This is a genomic window from Streptomyces sp. BBFR51 (genome assembly GCF_044591655.1).
In the GTDB taxonomy this organism is placed as follows: domain Bacteria; phylum Actinomycetota; class Actinomycetes; order Streptomycetales; family Streptomycetaceae; genus Streptomyces.
Genome location: NZ_CP172448.1, coordinates 1,683,448 through 1,699,629, shown reverse-complemented (window position 1 = coordinate 1,699,629; position 16,182 = coordinate 1,683,448). Strand labels below are relative to the sequence as shown.

General features: G+C 71.5%; 11 protein-coding genes, 1 tRNA gene and 1 pseudogene. 10 read left to right on the top strand and 3 right to left on the bottom strand.

Going from position 1 to position 16,182, the window contains the following annotated elements; translation table 11 throughout:
• The first annotated feature begins 86 nt into the window (after nt 1-86).
• The 3 genes from ACGH7X_RS07615 to ACGH7X_RS07605 all read left to right on the top strand — a co-directional run bounded on the left by ACGH7X_RS07615 (nt 87) and on the right by ACGH7X_RS07605 (nt 3,431).
• The gene (locus ACGH7X_RS07615; protein WP_399882887.1) at nt 87-2,822 is read left to right on the top strand and encodes a Tat pathway signal sequence domain protein; all 2,736 of its coding nucleotides are present in this window, start codon (nt 87-89) and stop codon (nt 2,820-2,822) included.
• Between the two features lie 39 nt (nt 2,823-2,861).
• Entirely contained in the window at nt 2,862-3,320 is a 459-nt protein-coding gene (locus ACGH7X_RS07610) for an SRPBCC family protein (RefSeq protein WP_399882885.1), read from the top strand.
• Between the two features lie 39 nt (nt 3,321-3,359).
• A tRNA-Val gene (locus ACGH7X_RS07605) sits at nt 3,360-3,431 on the top strand.
• Between the two features lie 138 nt (nt 3,432-3,569).
• Here ACGH7X_RS07605 and ACGH7X_RS07600 read toward each other — a convergent pair.
• Nucleotides 3,570-4,295 (bottom strand): 3'-5' exonuclease, encoded by a 726-nt coding sequence (locus ACGH7X_RS07600; RefSeq protein WP_399882883.1) that lies wholly within the window; start codon nt 4,293-4,295, stop codon nt 3,570-3,572.
• Nucleotides 4,296-4,466: 171 nt separating this feature from the next.
• Here ACGH7X_RS07600 and ACGH7X_RS07595 point away from each other — a divergent pair, with 171 nt between their 5' ends.
• The 4 genes from ACGH7X_RS07595 (at nt 4,467) to ACGH7X_RS07580 (ending at nt 8,991) form a co-directional block, all read left to right on the top strand.
• Complete coding sequence (locus tag ACGH7X_RS07595) at nt 4,467-5,033, top strand: DUF4365 domain-containing protein (RefSeq protein WP_399882881.1); 567 nt, start codon at nt 4,467-4,469, stop codon at nt 5,031-5,033.
• Entirely contained in the window at nt 5,030-6,286 is a 1,257-nt protein-coding gene (locus ACGH7X_RS07590; RefSeq protein ID WP_399882879.1) for a hypothetical protein, read from the top strand. Before ACGH7X_RS07595 ends, ACGH7X_RS07590 begins: the two co-directional genes overlap by 4 nt.
• Before the next feature lie 91 nt (nt 6,287-6,377).
• Complete coding sequence (thrS, locus tag ACGH7X_RS07585; protein WP_399882877.1) at nt 6,378-8,354, top strand: threonine--tRNA ligase; 1,977 nt, start codon at nt 6,378-6,380, stop codon at nt 8,352-8,354.
• 88 nt (nt 8,355-8,442) lie between these two features.
• Nucleotides 8,443-8,991, top strand: a complete 549-nt coding sequence (locus ACGH7X_RS07580; protein WP_398135020.1) for an HIT family protein — start codon at nt 8,443-8,445, stop codon at nt 8,989-8,991.
• 56 nt (nt 8,992-9,047) lie between these two features.
• Here ACGH7X_RS07580 and ACGH7X_RS07575 read toward each other — a convergent pair whose 3' ends face one another.
• Together ACGH7X_RS07575 and ACGH7X_RS07570 are read right to left on the bottom strand one after the other, a co-directional pair.
• Complete coding sequence (locus tag ACGH7X_RS07575) at nt 9,048-10,709, bottom strand: hypothetical protein (RefSeq protein ID WP_399882875.1); 1,662 nt, start codon at nt 10,707-10,709, stop codon at nt 9,048-9,050.
• A gap of 233 nt (nt 10,710-10,942) precedes the next feature.
• Entirely contained in the window at nt 10,943-13,141 is a 2,199-nt protein-coding gene (locus ACGH7X_RS07570; protein ID WP_399882873.1) for an elongation factor G-like protein EF-G2, read from the bottom strand.
• A 207-nt stretch (nt 13,142-13,348) separates the two neighbouring features.
• Here ACGH7X_RS07570 and pgsA point away from each other — a divergent pair.
• The 3 genes and pseudogenes from pgsA (at nt 13,349) to ACGH7X_RS07555 (ending at nt 16,161) form a co-directional block, all read left to right on the top strand.
• A pseudogene (gene pgsA / locus ACGH7X_RS07565) lies at nt 13,349-14,072 on the top strand (phosphatidylinositol phosphate synthase).
• Nucleotides 14,069-15,001, top strand: a complete 933-nt coding sequence (locus ACGH7X_RS07560) for a phosphatidylinositol mannoside acyltransferase (RefSeq protein WP_399882871.1) — start codon at nt 14,069-14,071, stop codon at nt 14,999-15,001. Before pgsA ends, ACGH7X_RS07560 begins: the two are co-directional and overlap by 4 nt.
• Nucleotides 14,998-16,161 (top strand): glycosyltransferase family 4 protein, encoded by a 1,164-nt coding sequence (locus ACGH7X_RS07555; RefSeq protein ID WP_399882869.1) that lies wholly within the window; start codon nt 14,998-15,000, stop codon nt 16,159-16,161. The genes ACGH7X_RS07560 and ACGH7X_RS07555 overlap by 4 nt, the downstream gene beginning before the upstream one ends.
• Nucleotides 16,162-16,182 lie beyond the last annotated feature (21 nt).

Sequence of the window (16,182 nt, the reverse complement as noted above, 5' to 3'; positions counted from 1 at the left end):
GCGACCGACGACACCTGACGCGACCGACGACACCTCGCACAGCCATGCCCTTGACCCCTTGCACACCCGCACGGAAAGGAAAGGCCATGTCCCCCATCCCCCGCAGGTCCCTTCTCAAGGCGGCCGCCGTCGCCGGCGCCGCCGCCCAGTTCAGCTGGGCCCTCGGTACGAAGAACGCGCAGGCCGCGCCCGCCGCCCGCGCCGCCGACGACAGCCCCGTCACCCTGACCTGGCTCGAGGACGGCGGCCTCGGCGCCGCCCCCGGCTCCACCGTCGGCGTCCCCTGGCCCAAGGGCACCTTCCAGGAGGACCAGTCGTTCGCCGTCACGGACGCCGACGGCAAGGCCGTACCCGTGCAGTCGTGGCCCCTCGCCCACTGGCCGGACGGCTCCCTCAAGTGGACCGCGCACGCCGTCGGCTCGGGCAACGGCAAGCTCACCCTGGCCGCCGGTACCCCCGCCGCCCCCGCCAAGAAGGTCACCGTCGACCGGCACGGCGGCACCATCGACATATCGACCGGTGTCATCACCGCGAGAATCGGCACGTCGGGCTCGACACTGATCAAGTCGGTCACCAGAGGCTCCACCGAGATCGCCAGGAACGGCCGCCTCGTCCTGCTGCGCCAGCCCGAGATCGAGGACGGCGACCAGGGCACGGTCAAGTACGAGCGCTTCGACGGCGCGATCGACGAGGTGAAGGTGGAACAGGAGGGCCCGGTCCGCGCCGTCGTCCGCATCGACGGCAAGCACCGCAAGGGCCACCGCGGCTGGCTGCCCTTCTCCGTCCGCCTCTACTTCTACGCGGGCGCCGACTCCTTCCGCATGGTGCACACCATCACGTTCGACGGGAAGCAGGAGCCCGGCAAGGCGAGCGGCGACTTCATCCGCGGCCTCGGCGTCCGCTTCACCGTGCCCATGCGCGACGAGGCCTACGACCGCCACGTCCGCATCGGCGGCGAGGGCACCGGCCTGCTGCGCGAGGCCGTCAAGGGCATCACCGGACTGCGCCGCGACCCGGGCGCGGCCGTGCAGGCCGCGCAGTTCGCCGGCGAGAAGCTGCCCGACCCCGCCACCTGGGACCAGCGGGTCACCACTCGCCTGAAGTACATCCCCGAGTGGGGCGACTACACCCTCTCCCAGCTCTCCGCCGACGGCTTCACCCTGCGCAAGCGCACCAAGAAGGGCCACGGCTGGATCGGCGCGGGCGGCGGACGGCGCGCCTCCGGCTTCGGCTACGTCGGCGGCGCGAGCGGCGGCCTCTCCTTCGGGCTGCGCGACTTCTGGGAGAAGCACCCCGCCCAGCTCGACATCCGCGACGCCCGGACCGACGAGGCCGAGGTCACCCTCTGGCTCTGGTCGCCCGAGGCCCAGCCCATGGACCTGCGCTTCTACCACGACGGCATGGGCCAGGACACGTTCCCCGAACAGCTCGAGGGCCTCAACATCACCTACGAGGACTACGAGCCCGGGTTCGGCACCCCCTACGGCATCGCCCGCACCTCGGAACTCCTGTTCTGGGCCAACGCGGCCACCCCGAGCGCGGAGCGGCTCGCCGAACAGGTCGAGGCGGTGCGCGTCCTGCCGCAACTGGCCGCCCCGCCCAAGCAGCTCATCAAGTCCAAGGTCTTCGGCCCCGGCCTCTACTCCGAACCCGACCGCTCCACCCCCGCCAAGGCCGGGATCGAGGACCACCTCGACTTCCTCTTCACCTACTACAAGGATCAGGTGGAGACCCGCCGTTGGTACGGCTTCTGGGACTACGGCGACATCATGCACACCTACGACGCCGCCCGGCACACGTGGCGCTACGACGTCGGCGGCTACGCCTGGGACAACTCCGAACTCTCCCCGGACCTCTGGCTCTGGTACGCCTACCTGCGCTCCGGCCGCGCCGACATCTTCCGCTTCGCCGAGGCCATGACCCGGCACACCGGCGAGGTCGACGTCTACCACCTGGGCGAATGGGCCGGCCTCGGCACCCGGCACGGCGTCCAGCACTACGCGGACAGCGCCAAGCAGCAGCGCATCGCCAACACCACCTACCGGCGCTTCTACTACTTCCTCACGGCCGACGAGCGCGTCGGCGACCTCATGCACGCCAACGTCGACTCCGACGAGACGTTCCTCGCCCTCGACCCGCTCCGCAAGATCCGCACCGAGCCCTACACGCCCGACCGGCACGCCCTCTCGATCGGCTTCGGCACCGACTGGAGCGGCCTGGTATCGGCGTGGCTGACCGAGTGGGAACGCAAGGGCCCCAAATGGGAGAAGGCCAGGGACCGCGTCCTGTCCACCATGGAGACCATCGCCGCGCAGCCCAACGGCTTCGTACAGGGCAGCGGGCTGTACGACCTGGACACCGGGAGGTTCGCCGTCGCCGACACCCCGAAGGTCGAGGTCTCCCACCTGTCGGCCGTCTTCGGCCTGAACGAACTGTGCGCGGAACTCATCGACCTCGTCGACATGCCGAAGTTCAACGAGGCGTACTACGACTACTGCCGCTACTTCAACGCGACCAAGACGGAACAGGCCGAGCGCTACGGCTCCAACTTCGGCAGCCTCATCCTCTTCCAGGGCCACTCGCGCCTCGACGCCTACGCGGCCGTGCAGACCGGCGACGAGAAGCTCGCCACGCGCGCGTGGGACAAGTTCTACGACTCCGACGGCTACAAGGAGTCGGCCCCCTGGAAGACGGAGAAGCTGAGCGGTCCCCTCACGCTGGTACCGGGCAGCGAGGCGAGCTGGGTCTCCACCAACGACACCGCGCTCTACGGCCTCGCCGCCATCGAGAACCTCGCACTCCTGGGGGACAGGATGCCGTAGCGGGCCCTTGACGGGGGCGGGCGCGGGCACACTGCACGGGTGGACTGGAACCATTACCGATTCCGCAGCCTGTGGCCGCTGCCCGCGCCCGCCCCGGACGTCTACCGGGCACTGGAACGGATCGAGGACTACCCCCGCTGGTGGCCGCAGGTGCGCGAGGTCACCCGCCTCGACGACACCAGCGGGACCGCCCGCTTCCGCTCCCTGCTCCCGTACGACCTGACGGCGACCCTGCGCGAGGGCCGGCGCGACCCTGCGGCGGGGGTCCTGGAGGTGGTGATGAGCGGCGACCTGGAGGGCTGGGCGCGGTGGACGGTCGCCCCGCGCGGCTCGGGCTCCCTGGTCCGCTACGACCAGGAGGTCGTCGTACGCAAGCCGCTGCTGCGCCGCCTCGCGGTGCCGGGCCGGCCGCTGTTCCGGGCCAACCACCGGCTGATGATGCGGGCGGGACGGCGCGGCCTCGCCGCGCACCTGGCGGGCGGTCGGCAAGCGGTTTGATGGAAACGCGCGCCGCCCTGTATTGTTCACTGCGTTCCCGGGCGATTAGCTCAGTGGGAGAGCGCTTCGTTCACACCGAAGAGGTCACTGGTTCGAACCCAGTATCGCCCACGCTCGCGACCGCGACGTGTGTCCGCAGACTACGCGGACCACGTCGCTTCGTTGTTTCTGCGCGGCTGCGCCGCGCGTAGTGGGGGCTCCGCCACCCACACCCCCGCCCCGGCGTTTCCGCGGGCCGGTAAGCGATGCTCACGCCGCCGCGGGCAGGTCCGGCCGCAGGGGCCAGGCCGGGTCCACCGCCTCCTCGGTGCCGTTGAGCGCGAACCACGCCTGAAGTCCGCGTGCCTGCCCCGCGTGCCACACCGCCTGGAGCGTGTGCAGCTCGGCGGGGTTCAGGCGCTCCAGCCGCCCCGGGAAGCGGCGACCCACCGCCCGTACGACCTCCAGCGCCGCCTGCGCGTCGGCCGCCGCGTCGTGCGCCTCCTCCAGTTCGACGCCGTAGTGGGCGCACAGGTCGGTGAGGGTGCGGCGGCCCTTGCGGTAGCGGTCGAGGTGTTTGTCCAGCACGCGCGGGTCCAGCACGTGCAGCGACGTCCGCTCCAGCCGGCGGGCCAGCGACGAGGCCCGGTGCCGGCGCAACTCCCGGTCCAGCAGGGTGAGGTCGAACGGCGCGTTCATCACCACGAGCGGACGCCCGGCGCGGGCCTGCTCGGCCAGCGCCTCGGCTATCTCGTACATCACCGGCGCCGGCCAGCGGCCGTGGCGCTGAACGTGCTCCTCCGTCAGTCCGTGCACCGCCGTCGCGGCCTGCGGCACAGGCACGCCCGGGTTCACCAGCCACCGGGTCACGCGCGGCCGCAGCCCCGGCGCGTCCTGGACGACGAGCGCCGCCGACACGATCCGGTCGGCCTCGACGTCCACACCCGTCGTCTCCGTGTCGAAGGCGGCCAGCGGCCCCTCGAACCAGCTCGTCATAGGGCACTCAACTCCTCTTGAGAGCACGGCGGCTGACGTGCCGTCCTCTGTCCCGGTTCGGTGATACCCGGGCTGTTTGCGCCGTACGCCGGAAGGACACAACAGGAGTACGGGTCTTTGCAGTTCACGGACCCGCAGTGGGGATTCATCAGTTCTGGAAGGCTGTTGGCCATGGCCATAGCGCAGCCCGAACGGGGCGGGCTGCTGCCCGAGCGCACGGCGCCCCCGCGCGGCTCTCTCGCCACCACCGCCTGCATGGAGACCTTGCAGGTCGGCTACCTCCACGCGGTCGCCGCGGCGGCCGGCTGCTCGCTCTCCCAGCCCTTCCCGGACAACGGCATCGACTGGCACGTCAGCCACAGCGCGCCCGGACACACGGTCGACGACGAGGTCACCATCAAGGTGCAGCTCAAGGCCACGTACCAGATCCCGCCGAGCCCTCCCGGCCGGTTCTTCTCCTTCACGCTCGACAACGACCACCTGGCGAAGCTCGCCCGCACCCCCGTCTCGGTGCACAAGATCCTCGTCGTGATGATCGTCCCCCGGTCCCGGGACCAGTGGCTGCGGGCCGGCCACGACCGGCTCGACCTCAGGCACTGCTGCTACTGGACCAACCTCGCCGGGCATCCGGTCACCGGCCGGCGGCGCACCACTGTGCGGATACCGACCGCGCGGGTCTTCGACGACCGGGCGCTGTGCGAGATCATGACGCGGGTCGGGACGGGAGGGAAACCATGACGCACCGCCCGACCGGCGAACCCCTGCGGTCCGTACGGCCGCACCCGGCCGACTCCTTCGACGACACCCCCGTCGACGGCCGGCCACCCGAGTTGGGCACCGTCGACCCGGCCGTGCTGACCGCCCTGCTCCACCGGCACGGCTGGCGGCGGCGCGGCGGCGCCCCGGGCCGCTACGGCCGCTGGACCCCGCCCGGCCCGGCCGCGGGCGTCACCAGCCTGCTGGTGCCCGTCAGCCGGACCTTCCCCGACAGTGACGACCTGCTCGGCGAGGCGCTGCTCGCCCTCTCGCGCAGCGGCACGCCCGCCGCCCGCGAGATCCTTCTCTCCCTCGCCGTGCCCAGCGACGAGGTCCGCTGGGGACGCGACGTACCGGCGGGCCCCGGCGACGCCGCGTCCTGGACCGCGGAGGAACAGCTGCGCTCCGCCGCCCGCCGGATGCTGCTCGCCGGAGCGCTCGCCACGCGCGCGCGTGCGGGCTACTACGGCGCCCGGCACCGGCGTGCCGCCGGCGCCGCCCTGGAGAACGTCCTGGTGGGCCCCGCCCCCGGCGGACGCCGGCTCACGGCGTTCCTGCCGGTCACCACCGGCCGCCCCCTCGCCGTACGCCTCCACCACGCCCTCTACGCCGCCCGTGAGGCCGTCGACTACCGGAGGGCCACCGGAGGCTTGGAGGCCTTCGACTCGGCCGTCGCGGCCGGTGTCAGCCACGAACTGACCGAGGCGCTCGTCGCCCTGGTCCGGGGCACGGAGGGCGCCACGATCGCCGTCGGCTGGGCACCGGCCGCGGGCGTCCCCGAGGGCTGCGGCGCCCTCACCGAACCCGTCGAGTTCTCACCCGGCGACCTGCCCGCCCTGCGCGAGGCCGCCGCCCGCTACCTGCGCGTGGAGCCCTCCGTGCCGGTGCGCCTGACCGGCACCGTCGTCCGCATGCGCCGCACCGGACCGCGCGGCGCCGGCACCGTACGGCTGCGCGTGCTGGCCGGGGCGGACGTCCCGCACGTACGGATCACGCTGGACGAGGAGGCCTACCGCATCGCCGGGCACGCCCACCTCGTCGGGCTGCCGGTGCGGGTGCTCGGGCGGCTGGAGAGCCGGGGCGGGTTCCGCCGGCTCACCGGCGCCTGCGAGATCGCCCCGGTGCAGGTCGACGACGCGGAGCGGGACCGCCTGCTGAAGGCCGTCCAGGAGCACGTCGAGGTCGCGGCCTACTTCGAGGAGGCCTGCGGTGACGGAGGGGAGCGCCGGGACTGATTTCGCGGTGGGCGGGCCCGGGTCGGTACGATCGCCCTCATGCGTGCGCTTTGGTATGGCGCCGCAGCCCCACTTCAGTCAGGAGAGACCGGTGTCAGACGTCCGTGTGATCATCCAGCGGGATTCCGAGCGGGAAGAACGCGTGGTGACGACGGGGACGACGGCCGCCGAGCTCTTCGCCGGCGAACGCTCGATCGTCGCCGCCCGCGTGTCCGGTGAGCTCAAGGACCTCGCCTACGAGGTCAAGGACGGCGAGAGCGTCGAAGGGGTGGAGATCTCCTCCGAGGACGGTCTGGACATCCTGCGCCACTCCACCGCGCACGTCATGGCGCAGGCCGTGCAGGAGCTGTTCCCCGAGGCCAAGCTCGGCATCGGCCCGCCCGTCAAGGACGGCTTCTACTACGACTTCGACGTCGAGAAGCCCTTCCACCCCGATGACCTCAAGGCCATCGAGAAGAAGATGCAGGAGATCCAGAAGCGGGGGCAGAGGTTCTCCCGCCGTGTGGTCACCGACGAGGCCGCCCGCGAGGAGCTGGCCGACGAGCCGTACAAGCTGGAGCTGATCGGCCTCAAGGGCTCCGCCTCGCACGACGACGGAGCGGACGTCGAGGTCGGCGCCGGCGAGCTGACGATCTACGACAACCTGGACGCCAAGACCGGCGAGCTGTGCTGGAAGGACCTCTGCCGCGGTCCCCACCTGCCCACCACCCGGAACATCCCGGCCTTCAAGCTGATGCGCAACGCCGCCGCCTACTGGCGCGGCAGCGAGAAGAACCCGATGCTCCAGCGCATCTACGGCACCGCCTGGCCCACCAAGGACGAGCTGAAGGCCCACCTGGAGTTCCTCGCCGAGGCCGAGAAGCGCGACCACCGCAAGCTCGGCAGCGAGCTGGACCTGTTCTCCATCCCGGAGCAGATCGGCTCCGGCCTCGCCGTCTTCCACCCCAAGGGCGGAGTCGTCCGCCGGGTCATGGAGGACTACTCGCGGCGCCGCCACGAGGAGGAGGGCTACGAGTTCGTCTACACCCCCCACGCGACCAAGGGGAAGCTCTTCGAGACCTCGGGCCACCTGGACTGGTACGCGGACGGCATGTACCCGCCCATGCAGCTCGACGAGGGCGTGGACTACTACCTCAAGCCCATGAACTGTCCGATGCACAACCTGATCTTCGACGCGCGCGGCCGCTCCTACCGTGAACTGCCGCTGCGCCTGTTCGAGTTCGGCACCGTGTACCGGTACGAGAAGTCGGGCGTCGTGCACGGCCTGACCCGGGCCCGCGGCTTCACCCAGGACGACGCGCACATCTACTGCACCCGCGAGCAGATGTCGGAGGAACTCGACAAGACGCTCACCTTCGTCCTGAACCTGCTGCGCGACTACGGCCTGACCGACTTCTACCTGGAGCTGTCCACCAAGGACCCGGAGAAGTTCGTCGGCTCCGACGAGGCCTGGGAAGAGGCCACCGAGACGCTGCGCCAGGTCGCCGAGAAGCAGAACCTGGAGCTCGTGGCGGACCCGGGCGGCGCCGCGTTCTACGGCCCGAAGATCTCCGTCCAGACCAAGGACGCCATCGGCCGCACCTGGCAGATGTCGACCATCCAGCTCGACTTCAACCTGCCGGAGCGCTTCGACCTCGAGTACACCGGCGCGGACGGCACCAAGCAGCGCCCGGTCATGATCCACCGCGCGCTGTTCGGCTCCATCGAGCGCTTCTTCGCGGTGCTCCTGGAGCACTACGCGGGCGCCTTCCCGGCCTGGCTGGCCCCCGTGCAGGCGGTCGGCATCCCGATCGGCGACGCGCACGTCGAGTATCTGGAGAAGTTCGCCGCCGCGGCCCGCAGGAAGGGCCTGCGCGTCGAGGTCGACTCCTCGTCCGACCGCATGCAGAAGAAGATCCGCAACGCCCAGAAGCAGAAGGTGCCCTTCATGGTCATCGCGGGCGACGAGGACATGGCGAACGGCGCGGTCTCCTTCCGCTACCGCGACGGTTCCCAGGAGAACGGCATCCCCGTCGACGAGGCCATCGCGAAGATCGCGAAGGTCGTCGAGGAGCGGGTGCAGGTCTGATCACGGCGCCCGACGGGGTGTGACGGGCCCCCGGGGAGATCCCGGGGGCCTTTCCCGGTCGTCGTGGGCGACGCCATATGCTGCACGCATGACGAGTGAGCCGGAGCAGCAGTCGGGAGTGGGGACGCAGGACGCGTTCCAGCGCCTGTGGACGCCCCACCGGATGGCCTACATCCAGGGCGAGAACAAGCCGAGCGGCCCCGGCGCCGACGACGGCTGTCCCTTCTGCTCGATCCCGGCCAAGTCCGACGAGGACGGTCTGGTCGTCCGCCGCGGCGAGCACGTGTACGCGGTGCTCAACCTGTACCCGTACAACGGCGGTCACCTGATGACCGTGCCCTACCGCCACGTCGCCGACTACACCGAGCTCACGGACGTGGAGACCGCGGAGCTGGCGGAGCTGACCAAGCAGGCGATGACGGCCCTGCGCACCGCCTCCGGCGCCCACGGCTTCAACATCGGCATGAACCAGGGCACGGTGGCCGGCGCGGGCATCGCCGCCCACCTCCACCAGCACATCGTGCCCCGCTGGGGCGGCGACACGAACTTCATGCCGGTCGTCGGCCACACGAAGGTGCTGCCGCAGCTGCTGGGGGACACCCGCAAGATGCTGGCGGAGGCATGGCCGACGGCCTGATCCGAGGCTGACGTCGGCACAACGCGAGCGCGCCGCCCACGCCGACCGCCGGAGGCCTACGCGTTGTAGAGGTCGGCCTTGCCCGGTGTCGGGTCCTGCACCGCCGTGCTGAGGAACGCCGACCGGGACCCGAACTTCTCCGTGTCCACGCCGTTCTCCTCGAGGACCTTGATCGCCGCCGAGTGCACCACCCGCAGCACCGGCGCCGCCGCCCGCAACGCGTCGTCGGCCATGAAGCGGTGCCGCCACGGCTGGTCCGCCCACGCGTGCCGCAGCCCGAAGGGCTCCGGCAGCCCGATCGTGCCGCCGAGCCAGTTCAGCAGCGGCGGATACCAGGTGAGCGGGGCCCGGACGGCGAGGCGGACCACCTCGTTCGCGGTGACCAGCGGGAGCATCACCTTGCGCGTCTCCCACGGCTTGAACGACTTGCTGACCTCCTTCGAGGGCGCCTCCGGCTTGGCGGTGAACAGCGGGTTCACCGGGCCCAGCGCATGGCCGGTGACCTCGATGCGCAGCGTCTCGTGCAGCACGGTCACCGTGATCAGCATGGTGATGACCAGCTGACCGTCCCACAGCGTCCACTGAACACCCAGGTAGTGCCGGTCCCCGGCCCCGAACTGCTGCTTGTTGCAGATGTCCTGTATCGCGTGCTGCTTGACCTGGTACGCCTCGACGTCCGTGCCCTCCGGACGGGACACCGCCTTGGCGCCCTCGCCGATCGGCGTGACGATCCAGTGCCGTATGGACGGCTTCGTGAAGCCGCCGGTGTTCAGCGGGCCGCGCTCCAGCATGCGCAGCTGGTCGTGGACGGCCCGTATGACGTCCCAGCTGCGGAAGGGGTGGATCTCGCGGGACGGGTCGGCCGCCACCAGGTTCTCGGCGAGCTGCCAGCTGCCCCACCGGGTGCCCATGCCGAGTATGCCCTTGGGACCGGCGTAGAAGACGGAGTTGGACTGCTGCTCGGCGCCCAGCTTGGCCAGGGACTGGCGCAGCTGCTCGGCCGCGGTCTCGTTCGGGTTGCTGGGCACCGCCTCGGGAACCTTGGCGCCGACGCCGCTGCCCGAAAGCAGACCGTCCCAGCGCTCCCGCAGGTCCCTGGCGGTGCCCTCGCAGATCCGCTTGGCCCAGAACCAGCCGACGACCGGCAGAACGACGGCCGCGCGCGCGTACCAGGCCCAGAAGCCGGAGAAGGGCATCTTGACGAGGAACAGCACGGCCAGCGCGGCGATCGCCACCAGCACGGCGGTGCCCAGCGCCCCGGCCTGCTTGTTCTCCGCCTTGGCGACGGTGGTGCGGATCTGGAAGCCGAGCAGCCAGACCAGCATGCCGGGCAGGAACAGCAGACCGCACAGCACGATCACCGTGGACAGCCGCGCGTCGCGCGTCCTGCGGATGCCGTTGGCCGCCAGGCAGTGCTCGACGACCACCTGCGGCTCGGCCCCGAAGGACTGGATGAGGGGTTTGCGGCCGCTGCCGAGCATGCGGTCGGCCACCGCGCGGGAGAAGGCCTCGCCGAGGTTGGGACGGAAGATCGTGGCCCAGGACCGGCCCGCGTTGAGGGTCGTCTGGTGCCATTCGTTGTCGGCCTTCTTGATGTCCGCGAGCTCGCTGTCCCGGTAGGCGGCCGAGGCCAGCGCGAAGGTGGCCGTCTGGCCACCCTCGTCCGTCCGCGGCACCTGCGGTCCGAAGAAGTCCGCGTAACCGCCGTCACCGGCCATTCCCGCCCCCGATCGCCACCACTGTCGCTCCTGCGGCCTTCCCGACTTCCCTGCCCCGCACACCTGTTGATCTGGTCATCAGCGTATCCGCCGCCACCGGTGCGCGTCACCGGACGTCCAAAGGCGCTCCTGCGCGCGCGGGTTGCCCGCCGCACGCGCAGCCGCACGCGCCGTCGTACGCCGGAGCGGCGCGGTTCCGGTGCGGGCGGCCCCGCACCGGCCGGCGGGCGCCGCTACGACGCCATCCGCACCTCCTCACGCAGCCGTTCCGCGACCTGCGCCGGCATCGGTTCGTGCCGCGCGTAGCGGCGGTCGAAGCGCGCGGTGCCGTGCGAGAGGGAGCGCAGGTCCACCGCGTAGCGGCCGATCTCGATCTCGGGCACCTCGGCCCTGATCAGGGTCCGCCCGCCGCTGGTCTGCTCGGTGCCGAGCACCTTGCCGCGCCGACCGGACAGGTCGCTCATCACCGCGCCCACGTAGTCGTCGCCGACCAGCACGCTCACCTCGGCGACCGGCTCCAGCAGATGGATCCTCGCCTCGGCCGCGGCCTCCCTGAGCGCCAGCGCGCCCGCCGTCTGGAAGGCGGCGTCGGAGGAGTCCACCGAGTGCGCCTTGCCGTCGAGCAGCGTGATCCGCACGTCGATCAGCGGGTGGCCCGCGGCGACGCCCTTGGCCGCCTGTGCGCGCACGCCCTTCTCGACGGACGGGATGAACTGCCGGGGCACCGCGCCGCCGACCACCTTGTCCACGAACTCGATGCCCGAGCCGCCCGGCAGCGGCTCCACCTCGATCTCGCAGATGGCGTACTGGCCGTGGCCGCCGGACTGCTTCACGTGCCGACCGCGCCCCGCCGCCCGGCCGCCGAACGTCTCGCGCAGGGACACCCGGTGGGGTACGACGTCGACCTGGACGCCGTAGCGGCTGCGCAGCCGTTCCAGCGCCACGTCGGCGTGCGCCTCGCCCAGGCACCACAGGACCACCTGGTGGGTGTCCTGGTTGTGTTCCAGGCGCATCGTCGGGTCTTCGGCGACCAGCCGGGCAAGACCCTGGGAGAGCTTGTCCTCGTCGGGTTTGCTGTGCGCCTCGATGGCGAGCGGCAGCAGCGGGTCGGGCATCTCCCACGGGGCCATCAGCAGCGGGTCGTCCCTGGCCGAGAGCGTGTCCCCGGTCTCCGCGCGGCTCAGCTTGGCCACGCAGGCCAGGTCGCCCGCGATCACATGCGTGACCGGCCGCTGCTGCTTGCCGAACGGCGTCGACAGGGCGCCGATCCGCTCCTCGACGTCGTGATCCTCGTGGCCCCGGTCGGCCAGGCCGTGCCCGGAGACGTGCACCGTCTGGTCGGCGCGCAGGGTGCCGGAGAACAGGCGGACCAGCGAGATCCGGCCGACGTACGGGTCCGAGGACGTCTTGACGACCTCAGCGACCAGCGACTCCTCCGGATCGCACATCCGCAGTTCGCGCCCGGCGCCCTCGGGTGTGGTGACCCTGGGTGCCGCGCGCTCCAGGGGTGTCGGGAAGCCGCGCGTGATCAGTTCCAGCAGCTCGACCGTGCCAAGGCCCTGCCGCGCGCCGTCGGAGGCGGGCGCGGCGGCCAGCACCGGGAAGAACACCCCGCGCGCGACGGCCCGCTCCAGATCCTCGATGAGCGTCTTGACGTCGACCTGTTCGCCGCCGAGATAGCGCTCCATGAGGGTCTCGTCCTCGCTCTCCGAGATGATCCCCTCGATGAGCATGGAGCGGGCCTCTTCGAGCTGCGGCAGTTGCTCCTCGCCCGGCTCGGACTCCGCGCGCTCGCCGGACGCATAGTCGAACAGCTTCCGCGTCAGCAGGCCGACGAGCCCCGTCACGGGCGCGTGCCCGTCGGGGGCGGGCGGACCGTGCAGCGGCAGGTACAGCGGCAGTACGGCGTCGGGGTCGTCGCCGCCGAAGGCCTCCGCGCAGATCCGGGTCATCTCCTCGAAGTCCGCGCGGGCGGCCTCCAGGTGCGTGATCACGATGGCGCGCGGCATGCCGACGGCGGCGCACTCCTCCCACACCATGCGGGTCGAGCCGTCCACCCCGTCGGAGGCCGAGACGACGAAGAGGGCCGCGTCCGCCGCGCGCAGACCGGCCCTCAGCTCACCGACGAAGTCGGCGTACCCGGGAGTGTCCAAGAGGTTGATCTTGATGCCGTCCCATTCGACCGGCACCAGGGAGAGCTGTACGGAGCGCTGCTGCCGGCGCTCCATCTCGTCGTAGTCCGAGACGCAGCCGCCGTCCTCCACGCGGCCCGCCCGGTTCACCGCTCCCGCCGTCAGTGCGAGAGCTTCCACCAGAGTCGTCTTGCCCGATCCGGAGTGGCCGACCAGCACCACATTCCGTACGGACGTGGGGTGGTCGGCCGCCGTTGCCCTTCCGGCGGCTCCGGGATGGGTGTGTGCCTTGTCGCCCATGTCCTTGCCTCCCGTGCACGGTGAGGTCACTGTGGGCGCGGACATGCGGGACCGCGTGCACTGGCGGCTCCGGCGACGCCCGCGGTCCTTCGAGCTTTCCACTCCCGTCACGCCGCGTCCATACGAAGGACCCGATCCCGCCGCCCACCAGCCGCGCGCAGACGGCTCAGGGTGCCCAGCCACCGCCCACGCGCGCGCGTGACTACGATGGGCCAGCCGGTGGCCAGCAAGGGCCGCGGCCACACCGACCGTCGGGAAGGCCATGCTGAACAAGTACGCGCGTGCATTTTTTACGCGTGTCCTCACACCGTTCGCCGCGTTTCTCATCCGCCGGGGCGTCAGCCCGGACACGGTCACGCTGATCGGCACCGCCGGTGTGGTCGCGGGTGCGCTGGTCTTCTACCCCATGGGTGAGTTCTTCTGGGGCACGGTGGTGATCACGCTCTTCGTCTTCTCCGACCTCGTCGACGGCAACATGGCCCGCCAGCTCGGCCGCTCCAGCCGCTGGGGCGCGTTCCTGGACTCCACGCTGGACCGGGTCGCCGACGGCGCCGTCTTCGGCGGCCTCGCCCTCTGGTACGCGGGCGGCGGTGACGACATCGTGCTGTGCGCCGTGTCGATCTTCTGCCTGGCCAGCGGTCAGGTGGTGTCGTACACCAAGGCGCGCGGCGAGGCGATCGGCCTGCCGGTCGCCGTCAACGGACTGGTCGAGCGCGCCGAGCGGCTCGTCATCTCGCTGGTCGCCGCCGGATTCGCGGGACTGCACAAGTTCGGGGTGCCCGGCATCCAGTACCTCCTGCCGATCGCCCTGTGGATCGTCGCCGTCGGCAGCCTCGTCACGCTGGTCCAGCGGGTCGTCACGGTCCGCCGGGAGGCCGCCGAGGCGGACGCCGCCACCCAGGAGAGCCAGGGCACCGAGGCGGCGAAGTGAGCGCTCGGGACCGGCTGACCGACGGCCTGTACGGCGCCGGCTGGAGCACCGTGAAGAAGCTCCCCGAGCCCGCCGCCGTACGCCTCGGCCGCACCGTCGCCGACCTCGCCTGGAAGCAGCGCGGTGCGGGCGTACGGCGCCTGGAGAGCAACTACGCGCGCGTGGTGCCAAACGCGAGCCCCGAGCGGCTCGCCGCCCTCTCGCGCGCGGGCATGCGTTCCTACCTGCGCTACTGGATGGAGTCCTTCCGGCTCCCGGCGTGGAGCACCGAGCGGATCAAGGGCGGCTTCGTCGCCGAGGACCTGCACCACCTCACCGACGGCATGGACGCGGGCAAGGGCGTGATCCTCGCGCTTCCGCACCTGGCCAACTGGGACCTCGCCGGGGCCTGGGTCACCACGAAGCTCGGCATCCCCTTCACCACGGTCGCCGAGCGCCTCAAGCCCGAGACCCTGTACGACCGTTTCGTCGCCTACCGCGAGGGCCTCGGCATGGAGGTCCTGCCGCACAGCGGGGGCACCGCGTTCGGCACGCTGGCCCGGCGGCTGCGCGACGGCGGCCTGGTCTGCCTGGTCGCCGACCGCGACCTGTCCGCCTCCGGCGTGGAGGTCGACTTCTTCGGCGACACGGCCCGCATGCCCGCCGGTCCCGCACTGCTCGCCCAGCAGACGGGCGCGCTGCTGCTGCCGGTGACGCTCTGGTACGACGACTCACCCGTCATGCGGGGCCGCGTTCATCCGCCGGTCGAGGTGCCCGAGTCAGGCACCCGGGCCGAGAAGACGTCTGTCATGACACAGGCGCTGGCCGATGCCTTCGCCACGGGGATCGCCGACCACCCGGAGGACTGGCACATGCTCCAGCGCTTGTGGCTGAAGGACCTCGATCCCGCCAAGGCACCGGCGGCGGCCGACGGGCAGGGCACGCCGTGAGGATCGGCATCGTCTGCCCGTACTCCTGGGACGTGCCGGGCGGCGTCCAGTTCCACATCAGGGACCTGGCCGAGTACTTCATCCGCCTCGGCCACGAGGTGTCCGTCCTCGCCCCCGCCGACGAGGACACCCCGCTGCCCCCGTACGTCGTCTCCGCGGGCCGCGCGGTGCCGGTGCCGTACAACGGCTCGGTGGCCCGGCTGAACTTCGGCTTCCTGTCGGCGGCCCGGGTCCGGCGCTGGCTGCACGACGGCGCGTTCGACGTCATCCACATCCACGAGCCGACCTCGCCCTCGCTCGGCCTGCTGACCTGCTGGGCGGCGCAGGGCCCGATCGTGGCCACCTTCCACACCTCCAACCCGCGTTCCCGCGCGATGATCGCCGCGTACGCGATCCTCCAGGCCGCCCTGGAGAAGATCAGCGCGCGCATCGCGGTGAGCGAGTACGCCCGCCGCACGCTCGTCGAGCACCTCGGCGGGGACGCCGTCGTCATCCCCAACGGCGTCGACGTCGACTTCTTCGCCGACGCCGAGCCCAAGAGCGAGTGGCAGGGCGACACGATCGGCTTCATAGGGCGCATCGACGAACCCCGCAAGGGCCTGCCGGTGCTGATGCGGGCCCTGCCGAAGATCCTCGCCGCCCGTCCGCGGGCCCGCCTGCTGGTCGCCGGGCGCGGCGACGAGGAGGAGGCCGTCGAGAGCCTGCCCGAGGAGCTGCGCTCCCGTGTGGAGTTCCTCGGCATGATCAGCGACCAGGACAAGGCCCGCCTGCTGCGCAGCGTCGACCTGTACGTGGCGCCCAACACCGGCGGCGAGAGCTTCGGGATCATCCTCGTCGAGGCCATGTCGGCCGGCGCCCCCGTGCTCGCGGCCGACCTGGACGCCTTCGCGCAGGTACTCGACCAGGGGGCGGCCGGCGAACTCTTCCCCAACGAGGACGCCGACGCCCTCGCCGACGCGGCCGTACGGCTGCTGGCCGACCCGGAACGCCGGGCCGCCCTGCGGGACCGGGGCAGTGCCCACGTACGGCGCTTCGACTGGTCCACGGTCGGCGCCGACATCCTGTCCGTCTACGAGACGGTCACGGCGGGCGCTGCGGCGGTGGCCACGGACGAACGGGCGACGGGCCTGCGGGCCCGCTTCGGACTGGCGAGGGACTGACCCACCCGCGGTCAGGGGCCC